Here is a 22,650-nt window from a genome sequence, read left to right as displayed (position 1 = left end):
TTGGATGAAAGGAAAAGTCCGTTTTTTTCGATCAGTAAACTTCAAAATAGCTATTACATTTATTTTGATTTTACTGATCTCAATTGAAATTATAGGTGCTTATTTTATTAGAGGATTGGAACGTTCAACGATCAATACCTTTATCAAAGATATGAACCAAACAGTCGAAACATTAGCGACAACGATCAGTCCAGAACTGAATGGGAAAGGCAATGAAAGTGCGACTATCGATGATGTCAATGGGAATATCAAGCGTTTTATTGAGACCAGTGCTTCAAGTGATATCATTGAGATCCGTGTCGTGGATGAAAAAGGCATCATTCGAGCAACGACAGAGGTAAGCGAACAAGGTTCAGTCGGCAAAAAGAATGATTACGTCGATATGAATGATTTTACAACCAAACGATATGTCGCATTAGATGATGACGGAAAACGAGTAAATATCAATATTCAACCGATTTTGTCCCCGACCGGCGACGCCGTCATCGGGGCTCTTTACGTCAAAAGTGATATCGAACAAAAATATTCAGAAATCAATAATACAGCACTGATTTTCTTTACGGCTTCGTTAATTGCAGCATTTATCTCAATGGTTGTGTCTGTTCTGGTCGCACGTTCCATTACGCAACCGATCGGTGAGATGCGTGAGCAAGCGATCCGCATTGCGCGTGGTGATTATAGCCGTAAAGTAAAGGTCCATGGTCAAGATGAATTAGGTCAGTTGGCTGAAACGTTCAACCAACTAGCAGAACGGATCGAGGAAGCGCAAGATACGATGGAAGCTGAACGAAATCGGTTAGACAGCGTCTTGTCACATATGACAGATGGTGTTATTGCAACCGATCGTCGAGGGAAGATCATTACGATCAATGATATGGCTGTCTCATTATTAGACTTGAAAAAAGAAGAAGCAATCGGACAGTCAATCTTGACCCTTTTAGCAATTGAAGAAGAATACACGTTACGAAAACTGTTAGAAGATCCGAATGAAATGATTTTAGATCGATCAACTGGAGCGAGAGAAGCTGACCAGATGATTTTACGCGTCGATTTTTCGATGATCCGTCGAGAATCTGGCTTTATCAGTGGGTTGGTTGCAGTTTTACATGATGTAACGGAACAAGAGAAAACAGAACGGGAACGTCGTGAGTTCGTATCGAACGTTTCCCATGAGTTGCGTACGCCTTTAACAAGTATGCGTAGTTATATCGAAGCACTTAGTGAGGGTGCTTGGAAGGACGAAGAAGTCGCACCGAACTTTTTAAAAGTGACCTTAGATGAGACCGATCGTATGATCCGCATGATCAATGATCTACTGAACCTATCTCGCATGGATACGGGGAATACTCAATTACAATTAGAATATGTCAATTTTAATGAACTCGTTAATTTTGTGTTAGATCGTTTTGATATGATGGTTGGTAATCAAGAAAAAAATTATACGATCCGTCGAGAATTTACGCAACGAGATCTGTGGGTCGAGATCGACACAGATAAAATTATTCAAGTTATTGACAATATCATGAACAATGCAATCAAATATTCACCCGATGGGGGAGCAATCACCTGCCGGTTGCTTGAAACACATAACAATGTGATTTTAAGTATTACAGACCAAGGGCTAGGTATTCCTAAAAAAGATTTGAATCGTGTATTTGAACGTTTTTATCGAGTGGATAAAGCAAGAGCTAGAGCGCAAGGTGGAACAGGATTAGGCTTAGCAATCTCTCGCGAAGTAGTGAAAGCACATCGTGGCGCAATCTGGGCAGAAAGTAAGGAGGGACAAGGTTCAACCTTCTATATTTCTTTACCTTATGAACCGTATGAGGAGGAATGGTGGGAATGAAGATTTCTGAAAAATTTATACGAATTGGTTTGATCTTGATGGTTGCATTAAGCCTGTACTTCTCTTATGCAATTTGGTTGAGTCCAGCAGGGAAAACTTCAATCAACTTAGAAGAGAGCAATTCACAAGTGATTGAATCACAAAGCTATCGTAAAGCATCAGAAATTTATTTGCCTTTACACCTCACATGGTTTCAAACAGATACAGTGAAAGAAACGAATAGTGAGAACCTGATTTCTCAAATACATGGGTGGATCGAAGGTGCTCGTTTTGGCAAGCTGACAGAAGTCGTGGAAGCAGACCAAGAGAAGTTCAATCAAAAGAAGTCTCTCAATGAAGGAATCGAATTCTCTTATAACGCACCTTATCTACTCAGTGGCTATGTGAAAGCATTTGGTTTGAATATTGATCTAGGTTCAGTCCAAAATGAAGATGTCTATTTTACGAGTGTCCAATTTGATCTAAAAGACGAAAAAGTTAGTTTTATTGATTATGATCAGCGGACGATTTACGAAGCCAGTCTATCGATGGATTGGAAAGAAATAGAACATGATTTGAATTCTTCAGATGTCAACTGGACACCTGTATTCAGAACGCCAGAAAGTATTGAAACACAGCACAGTATCAAAGAACCAATGAAACTAAAAAAATACAGTTATATCTTATCTCAGCAACCATATACCGTCTTTCGGAATGCTTTTTTTTCCCAGCCAGATGCGGTTAAAAACAATGATGAAAGTACGGAATTGATTTTTTATGATGGCAATGAAACAATGACGATCCATTCAGAAAATCAGATCGTCGATTTTAGAGGAGATTTACCGACGATTGATGAACCAAACAATATTTTTACGGACAGTTTTCCTTATGTCAGCAAACTAGGTGGCGCGTTAGGCAATGTTCGATATTTTGATCGTAATAAGAATACAATCGATTATCGTATTTTTGTAGAAGGATTTCCCGTATTTGGTTCAGACAGTAAAGGAAAAGTTGCAATCGAAATCGGTAATGAGCAAGTCAATAATCAAGTAAGTATCCAAACGAGTTTAAATACCATCCAAGTCCCGATTCCTTCAGATGAAGAAGTCGAGTTGCCTAGCACCGACGATGTATATCAGGAATTAGTAGATAATGGGGCAGAAGAATCGAAAATCGAGTTGATTATTGTTGGCTATACATGGCAAAACATCGAAGAAACAAATCGGGTGGTTGATCTATTCCCAGAGTGGTATGTGAAATATCAAGGAGAATGGTATTCTGCAAATGAATTATTGACCAAACTACCTGAGAAGGAGGCGGAGTAACTATGGATTTCAAAAAAATTGAATGGATTTTCTTCGTCGCCTTTCTAGGATTGAATGTTTTTTTATTTAGTAGTTATCATGAATCGATCAACCAAGAGCATACGGTAATACGCTCAGATCAGACAGAATCAATCAAAAAACGGTTAGCAAATGATGATATTACTTATACGGGTGATTTCTCTTCTGAAAGTAAGCAAGGCTACTATTTAAGTGCGGAAGAAACGGAACTGAGTCAAACGTTGTTCAAGTATCGCCAAGATAATAATCGACGTGGTTTATTAGAAAGTGGAGTTTCGATCAATGATAATATATTGACTAAAACATTATCGGACTCTGAATCTGAAAGCAAAGTCCTTGATCCAAATCGCATAGCAAGTTCACTCAATGATTTTTTGGATAACGAGGAAGATGTTTTATTTGGTAATGAGTATATCTATATGAAAAATTTCTCTGTATTAGAAGGTGATTCTCCTGAAATCACAGCGAGCCAAACGTATGAAGGATTGCCATTCTATGATGATACAGCTAAACTTATTTTCTCCCTCGAAAAAAAGGGGGATGAGTATCGCATTTTGAAGTATACTCAAACCCACTTAACGAATATTGAACAGTTGCGAGAAAAAACAGAATTGCATACGGAAGAAGAAGCTATTAATACATTGTATGTAAATAATAAAATCTCTCGAGGATCGAATATCCTTTGGCGTCAGCTGGCTTACTCTCGTATTTTGAAAGTACGAGAGAAAAATGTGTATGTACCGGTGTGGTATGTTGCAATTGAAACGCCGGATAAGACTTATCAGATCGAAACGGTCAATGCATTTAGTAATACGATTATTACAAATAATTCGATCCCAAAGGTGGAAGATCATTAAAAAAGTAGGTATAATGAAAAAAGTTTACAAAGTAAGAAGGGAAGTAGTAGTAAAATGGCTGAAGGAAATACAGCTTTTAAAATCAGTATCCTTGCAAGTGGGAGTTCAGGAAACTCATTATATATCGAGAGTGACAAAAAGCGACTTCTGGTAGATGCAGGACTGAGTGGGAAAAAAATTACTTCCTTAATGGCACAAATCGGTCGGACGCCCGATCAATTAGACGGTATTCTTGTGACACATGAACATCGAGATCACATTCATGGGGTAGGTGTTTTGGCGCGTAAGTACCATTTAGATATCTATGCAAATGAAAAAACATGGGAAGCTATGGCTCCGATGATCGGAAATGTCCCAATTGAACAAAAACATTTATTTCAGATGGGGAAAGTCCAAACATTTGGCGATTTAGATATCGAGAGTTTTGGTGTTTCTCATGATGCAGCTGCACCACAATTTTATCGTTTCCATAAAGAGAATCGTTCATTTGTCATGCTGACGGATACGGGTTATTGTAGTGATCATATGCGAGGGATCATTGAAAATGCTGATGGGTACTTGATGGAAAGCAATCATGATCTAGAGATGTTGCGTATGGGGCCGTATCCTTGGAATTTGAAACAACGTATTTTAGGCGATCGTGGTCATTTATCGAATGAAGATGGTGCATTAGTGATGACTGATGTAATTGGCGATCGTACAAAACGAATCTATTTAGGCCATTTAAGTAAAGAAAACAATATGAAAGAATTGGCCCATTTGACTATGGAAAATGTTCTTAAGGAAAAAGATCTAGGTGTGGGATATGATTTCAATGTGTACGACACTGACCCGGATGCTGCAACAGAATTATTTTCAATTTGATCAATCAGTTGTGACGGAAGTGATCGGCTCATAAAAATAAGCGGTAAAGTCCGAAAATTTGAAGGAATTTTTGGGATTTACCGCTTTTTTCGTAAGGAGTTACCTCCTGAATGCTATTTATTTTATTATAGGGAGTGCCTGATGATGAAAGTCACAGGCTTTTTTTATTTTTTACAGTAAACCTTGTTGCAATGCCAATTGTACAATGACAACTAGAGTGTTCATACCAATATGGGTAATCATTGGTGCCCAGATTCGTCCAGTGGATCGGTATAGTAAACTAAAGAAAAATCCTAAAAAGAAGTAGACGAGTAAATGCCCATCATTGTGTGCTAATGCAAAGAGCAAGGAACTAACACTTGCACCTACCCAAAAGTTGGTATAGTGACCAACGATGCCAAGAATACTGCGACGAAATACAAATTCTTCCATGATTGGTCCGGCAATAGTTGTAGCAATAATAAAAGCAGGAGTATCTAAAATCAGTTGGATAATATTTTGCGTATTTTCAGATGGAGAGACTTCTCCAAAAAAGAAACTCTCGATCATAACCGCAATACTTTGTAAAATTAGAGCGATAAAGATACCAACTACTCCATATAAAATGATTTTTGAGCGAGAAGCAACTGGTACGTTTGCTTCGATTTCTATGGGTTCTTTATGCCTGAAGTACAAGAACCACAGAATGATTGCACCTAAGATATACGCAACTGTTGTAGCATTAATCAAACCTGACGTTGAATTTACAAGTCCGACAGATGTCAGAAGTAAAGGCGAGACAAATACTAGCCCGTAACAAAAAATGCTAAAAAAGCTATATTTTTTTAATGACATATGAAACCTCCTTGAGCTAAGTGAAAAGCCAAGTGTAACTTTCTTTCTTGCTCTAATAATATAGGAAAAGCAACCGTTCGTTGAACTTTAATTGAAGAAACTTAGTAGCTTAATCAACTTCTGTGTTACTAAACACTATCCATTGTTCATTATACCATATCAAGATGTTTCTCTGATCAGTTAGTATTGATCGGCTTTTTCATGACCTATGATAAACGGTGTTCAAGAAGCAACACTTCAATAATAAGTCAAAAAATCCAAAATGAAAAAGCCATTTTTGATTTTCTTGTCTTATTACTCAGTGCTGAGCGCTTCTTTCACAACCAAGATAAACGGTGTTCAAGAAGCTGACCTTCAACATTAAGCTAGAAAATCAAAAAATATGAGGAGCTATTTTCTGATTTTCCATCTTACTACTCAGGTCAAAACGCTTCTTTCACAACCTATGATAAACGGTGTTCAAAAGCCAGCTCCTTCAATATTAAGTCAAAACTTGAAAAAATATGAGAAGCTATTTTCTCAAATTTTGCCTTAATACTTGGAGCTGATCGGCTTTTTCACAATCTTCTTTAAAAATTTTTTTTCTATGATTTAAAAAGCTTGCAAAAGAATAGGAGAATGAGTATTATTAAAAATGTAGGTTAGCACTCGATGTGATAGAGTGCTAATGGATTCAAAAAAAGAGTTATCGGAGGGATTTATCGTGTTAAAACCATTAGGTGATCGCGTCATCATTGAAGTCGCGCAAGAAGAAGAAAAAACTGTTGGAGGAATCGTTTTAGCTTCATCAGCGAAAGAGAAACCTCAAACTGGAACAGTTGTAGCAGTGGGTGAGGGACGTTTGCTAGAAAACGGTGAAAAAGTTCCTGCAGCTATTAAAGTAGGCGACCAAGTAATGTTTGAAAAATATGCCGGTACAGAAGTGAAATTTGAAGGAACAGAATATTTGATCGTCTCTGGAAAAGATATCATGGCGATTGTTGAGTAAGTACAAAACAAAAATAATTGATGAGGTGACGAAAAAATGGCAAAAGAATTAAAATTTGCAGAAGATGCACGTGCAGCAATGTTACGTGGTGTAGATAAATTAGCAGATACAGTAAAAGTGACATTAGGACCAAAAGGCCGTAATGTTGTTTTAGAAAAATCATATGGTTCTCCATTGATCACAAATGACGGTGTGACGATTGCAAAAGAAATCGAATTAGAAGATCATTTTGAAAACATGGGTGCAAAATTAGTTTCAGAAGTTGCATCAAAAACAAATGATATCGCTGGAGATGGTACAACGACAGCGACTGTATTGACTCAAGCAATTGTCCGTGAAGGTTTGAAAAACGTCACAGCTGGTGCTAATCCATTAGGTATTCGTCGTGGGATCGAATTAGCCACTAAAACAGCAGTGGAAGAATTACACAACATCTCAACTGTTGTTGACTCAAAAGAGGCTATTGCACAAGTTGCGGCTGTTTCTTCTGGTTCAGAACAAGTGGGCCGTTTGATTGCGGATGCAATGGAAAAAGTCGGCAATGACGGTGTCATCACAATTGAAGAATCTAAAGGAATCGAAACAGAATTAGATGTCGTAGAAGGTATGCAATTTGACCGTGGTTACTTGTCACAATATATGGTAACAGACAACGACAAAATGGAAGCTGTTTTGGAAAATCCATACTTGTTGATCACTGACAAGAAAATTTCAAATATCCAAGATATCTTACCTTTATTAGAACAAATCTTACAACAATCACGTCCTTTATTGATCATTGCTGATGACGTGGATGGCGAAGCATTACCAACATTGGTATTGAATAAAATCCGTGGAACATTCAATGTTGTTGCTGTAAAAGCACCAGGTTTCGGCGACCGTCGTAAAGCAATGTTAGAAGATATTGCTGTCTTGACTGGTGGTACAGTGATCACAGATGACCTAGGATTAGAATTGAAAGATGCAACAATCGAAAACTTAGGAAATGCTTCAAAAGTTGTTGTGGATAAAGACAACACAACGATCGTTGAAGGTTCAGGCGATAAAACAGCTATTGATGCACGTGTTCAATTGATCAAAAACCAAATCGCTGAAACAACTTCAGACTTTGACCGTGAAAAATTACAAGAACGCTTAGCGAAACTTGCCGGCGGAGTAGCAGTCGTAAAAGTCGGAGCAGCAACTGAAACAGAATTAAAAGAATTGAAACTACGTATTGAAGATGCTTTGAACGCTACTCGTGCTGCTGTTGAAGAAGGCATGGTCTCTGGTGGTGGTACAGCATTAGTGAACGTGATCAACAAAGTAGCGATGATCGAAGCAGAAGGCGACGTAGCAACAGGTATCAAGATCGTTACTCGTGCATTAGAAGAACCAATTCGCCAAATTGCTGAAAATGCTGGTTATGAAGGATCAGTTATTGTTGATAAATTGAAAAATGTTGATTTAGGAACAGGATTCAATGCAGCAACTGGTGAATGGGTAAACATGGTGGAAGCCGGAATCGTTGACCCAACAAAAGTAACTCGTTCAGCATTACAAAATGCAGCATCTGTATCTGCATTACTATTAACAACTGAAGCAGTTGTGGCAGATAAACCAGAACCAGCAGCACCAGCTATGGATCCATCAATGATGGGCGGCATGATGTAATAACTCCAGAAGAACCTTGTTCAATCAAGGTTCTTCTTTTTTTTGTCTTCTTAGAAAAAAGCATAAACAGGGTAAAATTGAGTGTGACGTAATGAGATTGTGCATTCATATTGTAAATAAAAAATGGGCAAATCACTAAATTGACAAGCCAATCATCAAATTGTTGTATTATTATTTCATCGATTTAATCTATGGAAGAAAATTTATTTCCTTTAACATTTCTTTCACTCTTTCGCTAGCGAAGTTCACAAAGTTATGCTATATTTGTGATATCATTATAATGTATACGCATTCATAATGATGGAAGATCGAATTGTAGGAGGATGAAAATGAATAAATTGATGGAATGGATGGAGAGATATATCTTGCCAGTTGCCACGAAGATTGGTTCGGAAAAGCATCTGGTTGCTTTACGTGATGCGTTTATTGGAACCATGCCGGCAACGATGGCTGGGGCAATTGCGGTGCTATTGAATGCGTTTATGCGTGATTTTCCTAACACGTATCTAGGTGAAGGGAATGCCATTACGACTTTTTTTACACCAGTAATTGGTGTCAATGGCCTGATTTGGAATGGGACGTTAGCGATTATGGCAGTCGTATTCGCATTGTCACTAGGCGCAAATTTGGCAAAGGCATATGAAGTGGACCCTGTATCAGGAAGTATTGTATCTTTAGTTGCATTTATTATTGGATTACCTGATGCTGCCACAGCTGTTTTGACGTTGCCAGAAAAATTGTCACAAGATGCTATGGACATGATCACTACCGCAGGCGGCGTGATTGCTGATGGTACTGATGGTGGTGGACAGACGCTTTCGATGGGCGCATGGGGTTATTTCAACTTTGGGAAATACATGGGTGGTTCTGGTCTTTTTACAGCTATGATCTTTGGTTTTATTTCTGTTATCATTTTTGCACTATTGATGCGTAAAAAAATTATTATCAGAATGCCAGAATCAGTGCCACCAGCAGTTGCACGTGCTTTTGCCGCAATCATTCCTGCAGTTGTTTCTTTATATGTTGTGGGAACGATCAATTATATCTTCCGACAAACAGCAGGAGTACCATTGATTGACTGGATCTCTGAAGCGATTCAAAAACCTTTGATGAATTTATCGCAAGGGTATGGCGCAGTGTTTATTATCGTGTTACTTGTTCATGTGCTTTGGTTCTTTGGATTACATGGAACAAATATCATGTCACCAGTGTTACAGACACTTTATGGTACAGCGATGGTCGAAAATACCAATGCCTTTCAAAATAATGAGCCAATCCCCTTCAAATGGGTAGCAGGTTCATTTGAAGCATTCGTATGGCCTGGTGGTGCCGGCGTAACGTTGGTATTGATCGTCATGATTTTATTTTTATCAAAACGTGCCGATTATAAAACAGTTGGTAAGCTAGGGATTGCTCCTGGTTTGTTCAATATCAATGAACCAGTGATGTTTGGTCTACCAGTCGTATTGAATCCATTGTTGATGATCCCATTCATCGTCGCACCACTTGTAACGGCAACCATTGCTTACTTTGCGACAATGGCAGGCCTTGTTCGCCCAGTGGTGGTAAATGTGATTTGGGTCATGCCAACGATTATCAGTGGGTTCTTAGCAACCGCAGGTGACTGGCGTGCCATTGTCTTGACGATCGTCAATCTCTTAGTCGCTGCTTTGATTTGGGCACCATTTATCTTGGCTGCAAACCATTTAGATCCTAATCTAGGTGAACCAGAAGAATAAAAGAAGCAAACTCCTTGCTATGAGACGCGTTTCATACCGTATACTCAAAGCATAAATAAAGGAGGGCTTCTTATGAATACCTATATCAAAGCAACGCAAGGCACCAAGAATCAATGTTTTTACGCATTTGTTGAGTTTAAAGATTCCATGCTCGTGTTGTCTAGTTTTCAAGGCCTTAATCGATCGGTGATCAAAAAAATCAATTTAGCAGATATTTCTGGTTTGACCAAGGATAATTATTGGGGTGGTCAACGAATCAGTTTCTATGACCAAGGAACATTGTATCAATTTTTCGAATGTGGACCTGCTGTGGTAGACTATCTACAAGAAAATCTTTTTGTATAGGTGGCGAACAGTAGTCATGGCAAACATCCGAGATATAGCCAAACGAACAGGATATTCTGTTTCGACGGTATCCCGTGTCATCAATCAACATCCTTATGTCGATGAAGCGAAACGAACAGAGATCTTGAAAGTGATCAAAGAATTAAATTATGTACCGAATGCCAATGCCAGACAACTAAGTTCTGGAAAAACTAAAAATATTGGTGTCATTTTACCTTACACAAATCACCCATATTTTGATCAGTTGCTCAGTGGAATCATTGAAGTCGCTTTTAGTGAGGGCTATAAAGTGACGTTGTTGCCAACAAACTACCAAATAAAACGGGAACAACAATATTTAGAAGAGTTTGCGGCGAAAGCATTTGACGGATTGATCATTACATCAAGAGCAAATCCCTTAGAGTTGTTGCTTGATTATCAACGCTATGGCCCTATCGTCTTTTGCGAAAAGATCGAAGACTTGGAAGTAATGAGTGTCTATATTGATCGCAAACAATCGATTACTGATGGCTTATCCTTTTTAAAAGATCAAGGTGTCAAACGTTTAGGTGTCACCTTAGGAAGAACCGGTCGAATGAGTTACAATTCGAAAATCACATTAAAACTGTGTAAAGAGATTTTTCCTGACTTTAATGAAGCTGATGTCTACTGGCAGTGTATTGATACCGAGCATGGGGAAATGGCAGGGGAATTTTTTAAGGAACGAGGAATTGATGGCATTTTCACGAATTCAGACACAGTAGCAGCGGGAATCCTGCAAAGCTACAAAAAACAAAAAATACCAATTGTTGGTAGGGAAAATATGCTGATCAGTGAATTATTAAATTTTTCAACAATTGATCACCATTTGAAACAATGTGGTGAAACCGCTTTTCGTTTGTTTTTGAATGATACAGTCGAACAAGTAAAGATTCCGTATACTTTTATTCAACGTCCGTGAAATAAAAAAGACAAATCCTTTTTGTGGATTTGTCTTTTTTTATTTATGCATGAGCTTGAATGATCTCATTCAATGCTATAGCGGCGCCTTTACCACAGCGAGAATCATAGTATTCAGTAAAACGTTCATCTGAGATATACAGCATACCTAATCCTTTGTGGGCTTCTGCTTGATACGTGGGCCAACTAAATAATAGCCATTTTTTATGTGCATCAAAAATTTCTTTTGCAAGTGCCTGATTTGATTGGTCAGACAGATAAGACGTTAAATTCGTTAGTAATTGTTGCTCAACTTCTTGCATTTCTTGGTATTTTTCTTGGGAAAGGTTTTGCCATTGTTCGTTTGCTTTATCAATCGTTTCTTCTCCGTATTTTTCACGGATCTCTGTGCCATAGTTTGTTTCATTTTCAGTTATTTTTTGTTTTTTTAATCCTTCAAATTTTTCTTGGTCAGTCATCTTTTTTCCTCCTTTGAATTGTGCTAATGTTTGTTGGACGGTTGCCAGGAGAGTATCAATTTCTGCTCGTTTCTCTAGTAGTTTTCTCTGATGTTCGATGAGTGCATGTTGATGATCAAAGGTAGGATCATCTAATAATTCGCGAATTTGGTTCAGTGGAAAATCTAAGGATCGATAAAATAAAATTTGTTGTAGACGATCGATTTCTTGAGAACCATAGATACGATAACCAGCTGAATTGATCCGTTTGGGTTTGAGTAAATCAATTTCATCGTAAAAACGTAGTGTACGACTACTTACGCCTGAGAGCTGTGCCATTTTCTTAATTGTGTATTCCATTGTTTTCCCTCCTGACAAAACTAGCATAATCCTTGACGTAACGAGAAGGTCAAGTGAAAAATCATCTTTTTTATCTAATTGATTATATGTTATACTATTAAACGAAGAGAGGGAAATCAAATTGTTTTTTTATCGTCTTTATGAAAGCGATTTATTTTATTGAGTAAAAAAATTAAGAAAAGAGGAAAAGTATGAAACTGATTGAAACTCCGATTACGAGCAACTTGAATATCAAAACTTTTTATCCCAAAATCGTTGATTTCTTTTTTAGAAATTCTGCTATTCGATTTTATAAACTATTTTCTTTAGATCGTACACAGATTTTGTTGATCGATACCTATAATCAAGTCCAATTAGTGATGATCAATACAAAAAAGAAAATCACTAAACAGGAAATTGATTATGCAATCAAAAAAGTGTTGAAAACAGAACGATCAGCGGTCAATATCCATGTAGGTGTCAAGCAAGAATTAGAAGAAGCGGGTGTTCAGTTCAAACGGCCGAATAAGGATATCGTCATTGTAGAACAAGCCATCGCAACGATTGCATAGCTCGATCAATACAGCAAGAAAGTTATGGATGATCCTAAATTGAATAAGCGATAGGAAGTAAAGCGCCTAAATTCCAAGATAGTTTGATCTTTGGGATTTAGGCGTTTTTTTACAACCTAGATAAACGGTGTTCAAGAAGCAACACTTCAATAATAAGCCAAGAAAATCCAAAATGAAAAAGCCATTTTTGATTTTCCTGTCTTATTACTCAGTGCTGAGCGCTTCTTTCACAACCTGGATAAACGGTGTTCAAGAAGCTGACCTTCAACATTAAGCTGAAAAATCAAAAAATATGAGGAGCTATTTTTGCAAGTTCTACCTTACTACTCGGAGCTGCCCGGCTTTCTCACAATCTCCTATCTTATTTCTTTACTTTGTACAAAATAAAACAAGATTTCTTTTACTAGGGTATTTTTTTGTTATAATGGATAAGAAATGAAAATTGGCTAAGAGGAGCAATAAAAAAGATGACGACAACTTACTCAGATGACAGTTTGACGCTACATACGGATCTTTACCAGATCAACATGATGCAGACTTACTGGGAACTAGATAGAGCAGATAAACATGCAGTTTTTGAATGTTACTTCCGCGAGATGCCATTCAATCATGGTTATGCTGTTTTTGCAGGGTTAGAACGATTAGTGGATTATTTAGAAAACTTGACATTTACTGATACAGATATTGCGTATCTTCGCGAAATGGCTGTTTATCCGGAAGGCTTTTTGACGTATTTACGTGAATTCAAATTCAAAGCGACTGTCCGTTCCGCTCGTGAAGGAGAACTTGTTTTTGCGAATGAGCCATTGATCCAAGTGGAAGGCCCATTAGCCCATTGTCAATTAGTAGAAACAGCCTTATTGAATATGGTGAATTTTCAAACGTTGATCGCGACGAAAGCGGCTCGTATCAAATCAGTGATCGGTGACGATCCATTATTGGAGTTTGGTACACGCCGTGCGCAAGAATTGGATGCTGCGGTTTGGGGTACTCGTGCTGCTTATATTGGTGGAGCAGATGCAACGAGCAATGTTCGTGCAGGGAAAATTTTCGGGATTCCAGCAAGCGGTACCCACGCTCATTCACTTGTTCAAAGTTATGGGAATGACTATGAAGCATTTATGGCGTATGCAAAGACACATAAAGATTGTGTTTTTCTAGTGGATACTTACGATACCTTGAAATCGGGTGTTCCTAGTGCGATCCGTGTGGCAAAAGAACTTGGCAACAAGATCAATTTCCAAGGCGTACGTATCGATAGTGGTGATATGGCGTATATTTCGAAACGGGTCAGAGAACAATTAGATTCCGCTGGTTTTACAGAAGCAAAAATCTATGCCTCAAATGATTTAGATGAAGCGACGATTTTAAACTTAAAAATGCAAAAAGCAAAAATCGATGTTTGGGGCGTGGGAACAAAGTTGATCACCGCCTATGACCAACCGGCTTTAGGTGCAGTCTTCAAACTGGTATCCATCGAAAATGAACAAGGTGAAATGATCGATACGATCAAATTGTCTAGCAATGCAGAAAAAGTTACTACACCAGGTAAAAAACAAGTATGGCGTATCACTCGTAACTTTGATGGGAAATCAGAAGGCGATTATGTGACACTATGGGACGAAGATCCTCGACAAGAAGAAGAGATCTTCATGTTCCACCCGACACATACCTTTATCAATAAAACTGTTCGTGATTTTACAGCTCGGCCAATTTTACAAGATATTTTTGTTGAAGGAACGAGAGTCTATGACTTACCGACATTAGAAGAAATCAAAGAGTATACCAGAGGAAACTTAGATTCTCTTTGGGAAGAATACAAACGTGATTTGAATCCGCAAAAATATCCTGTGGATCTATCAACAGATTGCTGGAATCATAAGATGGCAATCATGGAACGAATGAAAAAAAGCGTCACACAATTAACGAGTGAACTATAGGAGGAATGGAAGATGAATCATTTACAACAAGCAATCATCGAAGAATTAGGCGTGAAATCAGTCATCGATCCTCAAAATGAAATTCGTGTGAGTATCGATTTCATGAAAGAATATTTGAAAAAGAATCCCTTCTTAAAAACCTTGGTTTTAGGTATCAGTGGAGGACAAGATTCTACTTTAGCCGGACGTTTAGCACAATTGGCAATGGAAGAAATGCGGGAAGAAACGAAAGATGATAGTTACCAGTTTATCGGTGTACGTTTGCCATATGGAGAACAGGCAGATGAAGAAGATGCCAAAGCGGCGTTAGACTTTATCCAACCAGACGTCCAATTACGTGTAAATATCAAACCCGCTGTCGATGCGCAAACGCAAGCATTGATTGAAGCAGGTGTGGAAATCAGTGATTTCAATAAAGGAAATATCAAAGCGCGCCAACGAATGATCACACAATATGCGGTTGCTGGACAACGCGCAGGGGCTGTGATCGGAACCGACCACGCAGCTGAAAATATTACTGGTTTCTTTACAAAATATGGAGACGGTGGGGCAGATATTTTGCCATTGTTCCGCTTGAATAAACGCCAAGGAAAAGCATTGTTGAAGGCTTTAGACGCGCCAGAACATCTCTATACCAAAGTGCCAACAGCTGACCTTGAAGAAGGCAAGCCGATGATTGCCGATGAAGTCGCATTAGGTGTCACATATGATGAGATCGACGACTATTTGGAAGGGAAAGAAATTCCAGTAGATGCACAACAAAAAATCGAGCAATGGTGGAATAAAACACAGCATAAACGTCATTTGCCAATTTCGATCTTTGATGATTTTTGGAAATAAAGTGAAATAAACGAATCAAATGAACCGTTAATCCTTTGTTGATCAAGGGATTAACGGTTTATTTTTGTTTGTATTCGCGTTTTGTTCTCCAGTGTATTTTTAAGGTGAAGATTTTTATTGCTTTGCTTCATTCTCATAGAAAAGAAGGCTTAAAAAATAAGTTTTCCACATTGGAAGAGTCAGTATTGAAAGAAACAAAATAGGATCGGCTATACTTGATTGACACTCTTTGACAGTCTGAAACAAATCGATGTTCCTTAAGAAAATCATTTGATAGCGACAATAGCATCTATTTCTACTTTGAATCTTGGATCAATCAATCCAGCTACTATTACTACTGTCATTGCTGGTTTATTTTCTCCATATAGTTTTATAAGTGTCGTCCTAAGTGATCCTAAAAAGGAAGCATCAGTTAAATACACGTTCATTTTGACAATATTTTGGGTACTCGCTTCGTTATCCATAATGATGGAATTTATTTTTTCAACAACGATTTGTATTTGCTCATCGATACCATCGGGAATGTAATCCTCTTTTTGAGGTGTCTGTCCGGAAATAAATAATAAAGGTGAATCTGTCATAACACTATTTGAATAGATAGCCATAAAATTACTCCTTTTCATTGATATTATTATTCGGTGCTGACCGCTTCTTTCACAACCTAGATAAACAGTGTTCGAAAGCCAGCTCCTTCAATAGTAAGTCAAAACTTGAAAAAATATGAGAAGCTATTTTCTCAAGTTCTGCCTTACTACTTGGAGCTAAACGGCTTTCTCACAACTTAGATAAACGGTGTTCAAAAAGCTGACCTTCAACATTAAGCTGAAAAATCAAAAAATATGGAAAGCTATTTTCTGATTTCTCATCTTACTGCTCAGGTCAAACCGCTTTTTTCACAACCTATGATAAACGGTGTTCAAAAAGCTGACCTTCAACATTAAGCTGAAAAATCAAAAAATATGGAAAGCTATTTTCTGATTTCTCATCTTACTGCTCAGGTCAAACCGCTTTTTTCACAACCTATGATAAACGGTGTTCAAAAAGCTGACCTTCAACATTAAGCTGAAAAATCAAAAAATATGGAAAGCTATTTTCTGATTTCTCATCTTACTGCTCAGGTCAAACCGCTTTTTTCACAACCTAGATAAACGGTGTTCAAGAAGCAACACTTCAATAATAAGTCAAAACCATCAAAAATGAAAAAGCCATTTTCGATGATTCTGTCTTATTACTCAGTGCTGACCGCTTCTTTCACAACCTTAACTATAATACACCTTCATCTTGATATCTTGGTCGTAGTTGCCGAAGCCTTTGCCGAATAGGGTGCAGCCACCGACGTTTTTGGCGTCTTCTTTGACTTCGATGCGGAAGGTCCAGACGTCTTCGTTTCTTGGGATGTCATTGATCGTGATTTCAGATAATGGTTCGCCGTTGATATTGGTCAAATGTTTAGTGATACGGATTGTTTTCAATAGTCCGTATTGGTTTAGATTATCTGGATACCAGTCCGGGGTATGTTTTCCACGAATGTCTGCGAAATCTCCTGGGCTTGTCCAGTTACCTAATTCCACACCGTTTAGGCTGAAAGTGATATCCGATGGCCAATTGTCGTTCGAAAAGGGAAACTCGGAAGATAGTTCAACGGACAATTCCAACATTTCCAAGGTATCTTCTTCGTTTAAAAAGTTTGGTGTTTGATATTCAACAAATCCGCTTGTAAACCACAGAATCCGAGCATCCATTCGTCGTGGATCGGCAAAATAACGTGGTTCATCGACTTTGCCGATAAAGTCATGGATCGTTGCCAGACCGCATGTCGGCTCGATCGAATAGCGGGTATAATGACCGATAGGGATCGATGTTTCTTTCGTATCAAAGGCATTGAAGATTTTTTCTGGAAACGTGATGTTGATTTTATCGACACGTAAGCTGGAAATTTTTTTTTGGCCTATTTTTTCAGATTTGATGATATTTGCTTCTTCAAGTTTTTTTACATGCATTGTTGTAATCGCGCTACTGATACCGAGTGCTTGGGCAAGCTCTTTGATATTCATTTTGTTTTTTGAAAGTAACTGGATGATTTTTATCCTTGTTTTACTAGCTAAAGCTTCATAAACAGGTAACGATTCTTCATTGATTTGGAGTTGCATGATTTTTCACCTCTTATTTAGGTTTTTGTTTAACTATATATTAACATAAATATTAATTTATAGGTTAATATCATAAAACTAATATATATAATTAACATTTATGTTAATTATAATGTAAAAATATTTTTATATTTAATAATATTATTATTGACAACGCTTTCAAAGAAAGATATGATTCATGTATAAATTAAAGGAGGGGACATATGGAAGCTGTAATGTCAGTTAGTCGTGTGCAAAAGATAGGGGAAATCGATCGTCGTTTGTATGGCTCGTTTATTGAGCATATGGGACGTGCAGTGTATGGAGGGATCTATCAACCAGATCATCCGACTGCAAATGATAAGGGATTTCGCCAAGACGTTATGGAGCTAGTCAAAGAATTATCGGTACCATTGATCCGGTATCCAGGTGGGAATTTTGTTTCTGGGTTCAATTGGGAAGATAGTGTGGGGCCTATAACGGAGCGGCCGAAAAGATTAGACCTTGCTTGGCGATCTTTAGAAACAAATCAAGTGGGTGTGCATGAATTTGCTGCGTGGTGTCAAGAAGTGGGCGCTGAGATCAATATGGCTGTCAATCTTGGAACACGTGGCTTAGATGCTGCAAGAAATCTAGTAGAATATTGCAATTATCCTAGTGGTACTTATTGGAGTGATCAAAGAATAGCAAATGGACAAACCGAACCTTTTGCGATCAAGACGTGGTGTTTAGGCAATGAAATGGATGGTCCTTGGCAAATCGGTCATAAGACAGCAGCGGAGTATGGACGGCTGGCAGAAGAAACAGCAAAAGCAATGAAACTTGTCGATGAATCGATCGAAGTCGTTTTATGTGGTAGCTCGAATAGTAAAATGCCGACGTTCGGTGAGTGGGAATTGACTGTATTGGATCAAGCCTATGAACAAATCGATTATCTTTCATTGCATCAGTATTATGGCAATCAAACAAATGATTTGAAAAATTATTTAGCTCGTTCAGTCGATATGGATCAGTTCATCTCTGGTGTTGTTGCGATGTGTGATGCAATCAAGGCGAAAAAACACAGCAAGAAACAAATCAATCTATCTTTTGATGAATGGAATATTTGGTATCATTCGACAGAACATGATCAAACAGTCAAGCCATGGCAAGTGGCCCCACCTTTATTAGAAGATCACTATAATTTTGAGGATGCTTTAGTATTGGGCTGTTTATTGATCACTTTGTTAAAACATTCTGATCGAGTAAAAATTGCTTGTCTGGCGCAGCTAGTCAACGTAATTGCTCCGATCATGACAGAAGAAGACGGTGAAGCATGGCGTCAAACAATCTATTATCCATTTATGCAAGTCGCGACTTTAGGGCAAGGTATTGCTTTACGACCTGAAATCACTGTCGATACGTATGCAACGAGTGAATTTGATACAGTTCCATATTTAGAAAGTATCGCGGTGCTGAATGAAGAAAAAAATGAGTTGGTGATCTTTGCAGTGAATCGTGGAGAAGAAGAGATGAGTTTAGATCTACAATTTTCTGACTTAAAGATTAAGGAAGTCATTGATTTTTCAGAGATGTCTGGCTATGAAATCAAAGCGGTCAATCAAGCAGGAAATGAGCAAATCAAACCTGTGTCTTCAAAAGCCTACGAACATAAAGAAAATCAGTTGAATTGCAAATTGAAACCGTTATCTTGGAATGTGATCCGTACAAGCTTGACCCCGAACAAATAAGGAGGAGATAGAGATGCGAGGAAAAAAATTGATGATTGGTTCATTGTTGTTAGCTGCGACTGGAATATTAGGTGCTTGTGGCGGTGGTGCTTCTTCTCAAAGTAAAAATGACGGAGAAGTCACACTCTCTTTTTGGAATGGGTTTACAGCTTCTGACGGAGAGATCTTACAAGAGATCGTCAATGATTTTAATAAGAATAATGACAAAAACATCACGATTGAGATGGATGTGATGACATGGGCTAATTTGAATGAAAAATTACCAACGGCTATTTCTTCGAGAAAAGCGCCAGATTTTGTTGCACTGAACTACGCTGATTTTGCTCAATATGTGGAGAATGGGGCTGTGCAGCCTGTAGATGATTTCTGGGAATATGACGGTGTGGATAAAGGAGATTTCAAAGATACTGCGGTAGATCTAGGAATGGTGGATGATCAGCAATACTTTATTCCGATGCAAGTACAAGGGATGTATATGTATTGGAACAAAGAATTATTCAAACAAGCTGGCTTGGATGAAACAACACCACCAACTACTTGGACAGAATTAACAGAGATGGCTCCACAACTGACCGATAGTAGTAAAAATGTCTCAGGTTTTGTCTTCAATAAAGACGGTACTGCACCACTTTATAACTGGATGAAGGCAAATGGAGGAAAACTTGTCAGCGATGACTATACAAAATCTGAGTTTGCTTCACCAGAAAATCTTGAAACACTAACAGCCATCCAAAAAATGATCCATGTCGATAAAGCAGGACCAGAATCGATTTCAGGAGCAGAAATGGATAATTTGATGAACGCTGGACAATTATCGATCATCATCAACGGACCGTGGTTGAATAACGGCTTGAAAGCAAACGAAATCGATTATGGTGTAACGACATTACCGCAAGCAAGTGCGGACGGTGAAAAAACAGCGATTTTAGATGGTGTTGGTTATGCAATCCCAGCAAGTACAGATAGTGACAAAAAAGAGGCAATCTATGAATTCCTAAAATACTGGAACACAAGTGAAATCGGTAAAAAATGGAGTATTGAAAATGGCTTCCCTGCCTACTTATCATCTGTCGCAGAAGATGAAGAAGTGAAGAATGATCCTATCGTATCGGAACTATCCAAACAAATGGAATATGCTGAACCTTATCTACCAGGATTCACGAAAATCGCAGCAATCAATAATGACATCATTAATCCATTGATCGAAAAATTGTTGGCTGGTGAAGATCCAGAGCAACTCATGAATGATGCAGATGATCAGATCAATGATCTATTGAAGGAATAATCGAGTAACAGTTCACAATGAAATCAAAACAACGAAAGAAATAGAAGGAATCTCCTAGAGGATAAGGCGAAAGTCCTATAAATTGCAAAAACATATTTATTGCTTTCGCTTTCCTTTTTCGAGAAAAACTTCTTTCCTTTCTTGGGCTGATTTTTCATCGCTTGAACTGTTCATCAAGGAATCCATCGAATAAGAAAGAGGGGAAATAGACGAAATGAAAGCATTCACCAGATACTGGAACCGACCGGATCGAGCGGCTTATTTGTTTTTAGTGCCATCCTTTTTGATTCTACTGTTATTCACAGTGGTGCCACTGATTGGTACATTTGCGATCAGTTTTACTGATTTGAACATCTTTTTTACTTCAAGAGAGTTCGTAGGCATGGATAATTTTTTGCGGATCTTTGGGGATGAACGTGCGGTCAATTCACTTTTCCATACGTTGTATTTTACCTTACTTGAAACACCAACACAGATTATCGTTGGTTTATTAGCTGCGGTGATCTTGTCAAAGAATACTCGTTTCAATCGCTTTTGTCGCTCAACTTTTTATATCCCTGTTATTTGTTCCTTAACATCCATTGCAATCATCTTTTCAATGTTGCTTGACCCAAACGTTGGGGCTATCCCTTACCTTTTCTCACAAGTAGGTTTGCCGATTCCACAATTTTTCCGTGATCCAACATTAGCAATGCCAACAGTTGCGCTGATGACGGTTTGGAAAAATTTCGGTGTCACGATGACGATCCTGATCACTGCTATTCAAGGAATCTCCCCTTCGCTTTACGAATCAGCGCAAATGGATGGAGCAACCAATCGTCAACAATTCTTTAATATCACGTTACCGCAGATCGTCCCATCTCTTGGTTTTTGTATCTTGACCAACCTGATTGGTTCCATGCAAGTGTTTGACCAAGTATATGTGGCAACGAACGGCGGACCACAATTCAAAACGGAAACAGCTGTCCAATACATTTATAGTCGCGGCTTCACCGCTCCATATGAGTTAGGCTATGCTTCCGCATTATCTTCAGTACTGTTTGTCATTGTAGCTGTGCTGGCAATTTCGACCAATTTATATATGTCAAGAAAAGAAAAACAGATGAAATAGGGGGGAGTAATAATATGCTTTCGGAAAGTTATACAGCAGTTTCAACGAATCGTCGGAAAAAGTTTGATGGAAAGAAATGGTTGCGTGTCGTCGGAATGTTACTCGTATTATTGATTATCGCTTTTCCTTTTCTATGGTTGATCATTTCCTCGTTCAAATATGAAAAAGACATTATTTCTTTTCCCCCGAGAATTTTTGCAGATGAATATACCTTTGAGAATTATATCAAGGTTTGGACGACTATTCCGTTGTTAGATTACATCAAAAACACAGTGATCTTTGCAGGTGGGACAGTGATCACTTCTGTTTTCTTTGATTCTCTTGCAGGGTATGCTTTTGCTCGGATGCGCTTCAAAGGGAAATCGGTGTTGTTTTACTTTGTTTTGTTAACGATGATGATCCCATTTCAAGTCTTCATGATCCCACTGTTCATCCAAGCAAACTTTTTAGGTATGTTAGATACGTATGCCGGATTGATCATTCCTCGGATGACTACTGCTTTTGGGATATTTATGATGCGGTCGTTTTTTGTGACTTTACCAGATTCATTGGAAGAAGCCGCACGTATTGACGGGTTAGGTGAGTTCAAGATTTTCTTGAAGATCATGTTGCCTTTGAGCAAGCCAACACTTCTATCACTAGCAATCTTTACGTTGATGAACAGTTGGAATGATTTATTGTATCCACTGATTTTGACAACAAGTTCGAAAATGCGGACGTTACCTGCAGGATTAGCTTTATTCACCGGACAAAATATATCATTTTATGGACCGGTGATGGCAGGAACAGTTATTTCGATGTTGCCATTGTTGATCATTTATATTTTTGCTCAAAAATACTTTGTACAAGGAACTGCAATGTCTGGCATGAAAGAGTGAGA

At 38.2% G+C, this 22,650-nt stretch carries 20 protein-coding genes; 16 read left to right on the top strand and 4 right to left on the bottom strand.

Translation table 11 applies throughout. From position 1 onward, the window contains the following. The first annotated feature begins 4 nt into the window (after positions 1-4). The 4 genes from walK to IGJ99_RS12090 are packed head-to-tail and all read left to right on the top strand — an operon-like array spanning position 5 to position 4,889. Complete coding sequence (gene walK / locus IGJ99_RS12105) at positions 5-1,846, top strand: cell wall metabolism sensor histidine kinase WalK (RefSeq protein ID WP_010736691.1); 1,842 nt, start codon at positions 5-7, stop codon at positions 1,844-1,846. Then, positions 1,843-3,150, top strand: coding sequence for a YycH family regulatory protein (locus IGJ99_RS12100; protein ID WP_438770859.1), 1,308 nt, complete (start codon positions 1,843-1,845; stop codon positions 3,148-3,150). The genes walK and IGJ99_RS12100 overlap by 4 nt, the downstream gene beginning before the upstream one ends. A gap of 2 nt (positions 3,151-3,152) precedes the next feature. Further along, a complete protein-coding gene (locus IGJ99_RS12095) occupies positions 3,153-4,025 on the top strand; it encodes a two-component system regulatory protein YycI (protein ID WP_010736689.1) in 873 nt (290 codons plus the stop codon). 54 nt (positions 4,026-4,079) lie between these two features. Next, complete coding sequence (locus IGJ99_RS12090; RefSeq protein ID WP_023520314.1) at positions 4,080-4,889, top strand: MBL fold metallo-hydrolase; 810 nt, start codon at positions 4,080-4,082, stop codon at positions 4,887-4,889. A 171-nt stretch (positions 4,890-5,060) separates the two neighbouring features. On the opposite strand, the gene IGJ99_RS12085 is transcribed toward IGJ99_RS12090, so the two are convergent. Continuing rightward, complete coding sequence (locus tag IGJ99_RS12085) at positions 5,061-5,723, bottom strand: CPBP family intramembrane glutamic endopeptidase (protein WP_010736687.1); 663 nt, start codon at positions 5,721-5,723, stop codon at positions 5,061-5,063. A gap of 703 nt (positions 5,724-6,426) precedes the next feature. On the opposite strand from IGJ99_RS12085, the gene groES reads away from it, so the two are divergent. The 5 genes from groES (at position 6,427) to IGJ99_RS12060 (ending at position 11,388) form a co-directional block, all read left to right on the top strand. Further along, positions 6,427-6,711: a co-chaperone GroES gene (gene groES, locus IGJ99_RS12080; protein ID WP_019723198.1), complete on the top strand. Its 285-nt coding sequence runs from the start codon at positions 6,427-6,429 to the stop codon at positions 6,709-6,711. 36 nt (positions 6,712-6,747) lie between these two features. Beyond that, complete coding sequence (gene groL, locus IGJ99_RS12075) at positions 6,748-8,364, top strand: chaperonin GroEL (RefSeq protein WP_438770858.1); 1,617 nt, start codon at positions 6,748-6,750, stop codon at positions 8,362-8,364. Between the two features lie 329 nt (positions 8,365-8,693). Next, positions 8,694-10,103: a PTS sugar transporter subunit IIC gene (locus tag IGJ99_RS12070; protein WP_438770857.1), complete on the top strand. Its 1,410-nt coding sequence runs from the start codon at positions 8,694-8,696 to the stop codon at positions 10,101-10,103. Between the two features lie 72 nt (positions 10,104-10,175). Then, positions 10,176-10,448 carry a hypothetical protein gene (locus tag IGJ99_RS12065; protein ID WP_010736683.1) on the top strand — a complete coding sequence of 91 codons (273 nt, stop codon included), beginning with the start codon at positions 10,176-10,178 and terminating at the stop codon, positions 10,446-10,448. Between the two features lie 16 nt (positions 10,449-10,464). Next, positions 10,465-11,388, top strand: a complete 924-nt coding sequence (locus IGJ99_RS12060) for a LacI family DNA-binding transcriptional regulator (protein ID WP_023520313.1) — start codon at positions 10,465-10,467, stop codon at positions 11,386-11,388. A 43-nt stretch (positions 11,389-11,431) separates the two neighbouring features. Here IGJ99_RS12060 and IGJ99_RS12055 read toward each other — a convergent pair whose 3' ends face one another. Next, the gene (locus IGJ99_RS12055) at positions 11,432-12,184 is read right to left on the bottom strand and encodes a MerR family transcriptional regulator (protein ID WP_010736681.1); all 753 of its coding nucleotides are present in this window, start codon (positions 12,182-12,184) and stop codon (positions 11,432-11,434) included. 191 nt (positions 12,185-12,375) lie between these two features. On the opposite strand from IGJ99_RS12055, the gene IGJ99_RS12050 reads away from it, so the two are divergent. The 3 genes from IGJ99_RS12050 to nadE all read left to right on the top strand — a co-directional run bounded on the left by IGJ99_RS12050 (position 12,376) and on the right by nadE (position 15,515). Beyond that, entirely contained in the window at positions 12,376-12,735 is a 360-nt protein-coding gene (locus IGJ99_RS12050; protein WP_023520312.1) for a DUF1827 family protein, read from the top strand. A 467-nt stretch (positions 12,736-13,202) separates the two neighbouring features. Beyond that, entirely contained in the window at positions 13,203-14,675 is a 1,473-nt protein-coding gene (locus IGJ99_RS12045) for a nicotinate phosphoribosyltransferase (protein WP_010736679.1), read from the top strand. A gap of 12 nt (positions 14,676-14,687) precedes the next feature. Further along, positions 14,688-15,515: an ammonia-dependent NAD(+) synthetase gene (nadE, locus tag IGJ99_RS12040; protein WP_023520311.1), complete on the top strand. Its 828-nt coding sequence runs from the start codon at positions 14,688-14,690 to the stop codon at positions 15,513-15,515. Between the two features lie 266 nt (positions 15,516-15,781). Here the strand turns inward: nadE and IGJ99_RS12035 are convergent, their stop codons facing one another. Both IGJ99_RS12035 and IGJ99_RS12030 read right to left on the bottom strand, forming a co-directional pair. Then, on the bottom strand, positions 15,782-16,120 hold the full coding sequence (locus IGJ99_RS12035) for a RidA family protein (protein WP_023520310.1): 339 nt from the start codon (positions 16,118-16,120) through the stop codon (positions 15,782-15,784). A 654-nt stretch (positions 16,121-16,774) separates the two neighbouring features. After that, positions 16,775-17,665: an ArsR/SmtB family transcription factor gene (locus IGJ99_RS12030; protein ID WP_019723205.1), complete on the bottom strand. Its 891-nt coding sequence runs from the start codon at positions 17,663-17,665 to the stop codon at positions 16,775-16,777. 203 nt (positions 17,666-17,868) lie between these two features. Here IGJ99_RS12030 and arfA point away from each other — a divergent pair, with 203 nt between their 5' ends. From arfA to IGJ99_RS12010, 4 genes are all read left to right on the top strand, one after another. Beyond that, complete coding sequence (gene arfA, locus IGJ99_RS12025; RefSeq protein ID WP_409173604.1) at positions 17,869-19,374, top strand: arabinosylfuranosidase ArfA; 1,506 nt, start codon at positions 17,869-17,871, stop codon at positions 19,372-19,374. 13 nt (positions 19,375-19,387) lie between these two features. After that, positions 19,388-20,659 (top strand): ABC transporter substrate-binding protein, encoded by a 1,272-nt coding sequence (locus tag IGJ99_RS12020; protein ID WP_010736674.1) that lies wholly within the window; start codon positions 19,388-19,390, stop codon positions 20,657-20,659. Positions 20,660-20,873: 214 nt separating this feature from the next. After that, positions 20,874-21,770, top strand: a complete 897-nt coding sequence (locus tag IGJ99_RS12015) for a carbohydrate ABC transporter permease (RefSeq protein ID WP_010736673.1) — start codon at positions 20,874-20,876, stop codon at positions 21,768-21,770. Positions 21,771-21,784: 14 nt separating this feature from the next. Continuing rightward, positions 21,785-22,648 carry a carbohydrate ABC transporter permease gene (locus tag IGJ99_RS12010; RefSeq protein ID WP_010736672.1) on the top strand — a complete coding sequence of 288 codons (864 nt, stop codon included), beginning with the start codon at positions 21,785-21,787 and terminating at the stop codon, positions 22,646-22,648. Positions 22,649-22,650 lie beyond the last annotated feature (2 nt).

This window comes from Enterococcus sp. AZ095b (assembly GCF_051714725.1).
In the GTDB taxonomy this organism is placed as follows: Bacteria; Bacillota; Bacilli; order Lactobacillales; family Enterococcaceae; genus Enterococcus_B; species Enterococcus_B pernyi.
The sequence above is the reverse complement of the archived record's forward strand: the minus strand, read 5'-3'. Positions and strand labels throughout refer to the sequence as shown.

Bases quoted from the DNA above. Each gene is read 5' to 3' on its own strand.
- arfA (WP_409173604.1), top strand. From the start codon at position 17,869: ATGGAAGCTGTAATGTCAGTTAGTCGTGTGCAAAAGATAGGGGAAATC.
- IGJ99_RS12095 (WP_010736689.1), top strand. From the start codon at position 3,153: ATGGATTTCAAAAAAATTGAATGGATTTTCTTCGTCGCCTTTCTAGGA.
- IGJ99_RS12085 (WP_010736687.1), bottom strand. From the start codon at position 5,723: ATGTCATTAAAAAAATATAGCTTTTTTAGCATTTTTTGTTACGGGCTA.
- IGJ99_RS12060 (WP_023520313.1), top strand. From the start codon at position 10,465: ATGGCAAACATCCGAGATATAGCCAAACGAACAGGATATTCTGTTTCG.
- IGJ99_RS12100 (WP_438770859.1), top strand. From the start codon at position 1,843: ATGAAGATTTCTGAAAAATTTATACGAATTGGTTTGATCTTGATGGTT.
- IGJ99_RS12015 (WP_010736673.1), top strand. From the start codon at position 20,874: ATGAAAGCATTCACCAGATACTGGAACCGACCGGATCGAGCGGCTTAT.
- IGJ99_RS12035 (WP_023520310.1), bottom strand. From the start codon at position 16,120: ATGGCTATCTATTCAAATAGTGTTATGACAGATTCACCTTTATTATTT.
- IGJ99_RS12045 (WP_010736679.1), top strand. From the start codon at position 13,203: ATGACGACAACTTACTCAGATGACAGTTTGACGCTACATACGGATCTT.
- IGJ99_RS12090 (WP_023520314.1), top strand. From the start codon at position 4,080: ATGGCTGAAGGAAATACAGCTTTTAAAATCAGTATCCTTGCAAGTGGG.
- IGJ99_RS12030 (WP_019723205.1), bottom strand. From the start codon at position 17,665: ATGCAACTCCAAATCAATGAAGAATCGTTACCTGTTTATGAAGCTTTA.
- IGJ99_RS12010 (WP_010736672.1), top strand. From the start codon at position 21,785: ATGCTTTCGGAAAGTTATACAGCAGTTTCAACGAATCGTCGGAAAAAG.
- IGJ99_RS12050 (WP_023520312.1), top strand. From the start codon at position 12,376: ATGAAACTGATTGAAACTCCGATTACGAGCAACTTGAATATCAAAACT.
- groL (WP_438770858.1), top strand. From the start codon at position 6,748: ATGGCAAAAGAATTAAAATTTGCAGAAGATGCACGTGCAGCAATGTTA.
- IGJ99_RS12070 (WP_438770857.1), top strand. From the start codon at position 8,694: ATGAATAAATTGATGGAATGGATGGAGAGATATATCTTGCCAGTTGCC.
- nadE (WP_023520311.1), top strand. From the start codon at position 14,688: ATGAATCATTTACAACAAGCAATCATCGAAGAATTAGGCGTGAAATCA.
- walK (WP_010736691.1), top strand. From the start codon at position 5: ATGAAAGGAAAAGTCCGTTTTTTTCGATCAGTAAACTTCAAAATAGCT.
- IGJ99_RS12065 (WP_010736683.1), top strand. From the start codon at position 10,176: ATGAATACCTATATCAAAGCAACGCAAGGCACCAAGAATCAATGTTTT.
- IGJ99_RS12055 (WP_010736681.1), bottom strand. From the start codon at position 12,184: ATGGAATACACAATTAAGAAAATGGCACAGCTCTCAGGCGTAAGTAGT.
- IGJ99_RS12020 (WP_010736674.1), top strand. From the start codon at position 19,388: ATGCGAGGAAAAAAATTGATGATTGGTTCATTGTTGTTAGCTGCGACT.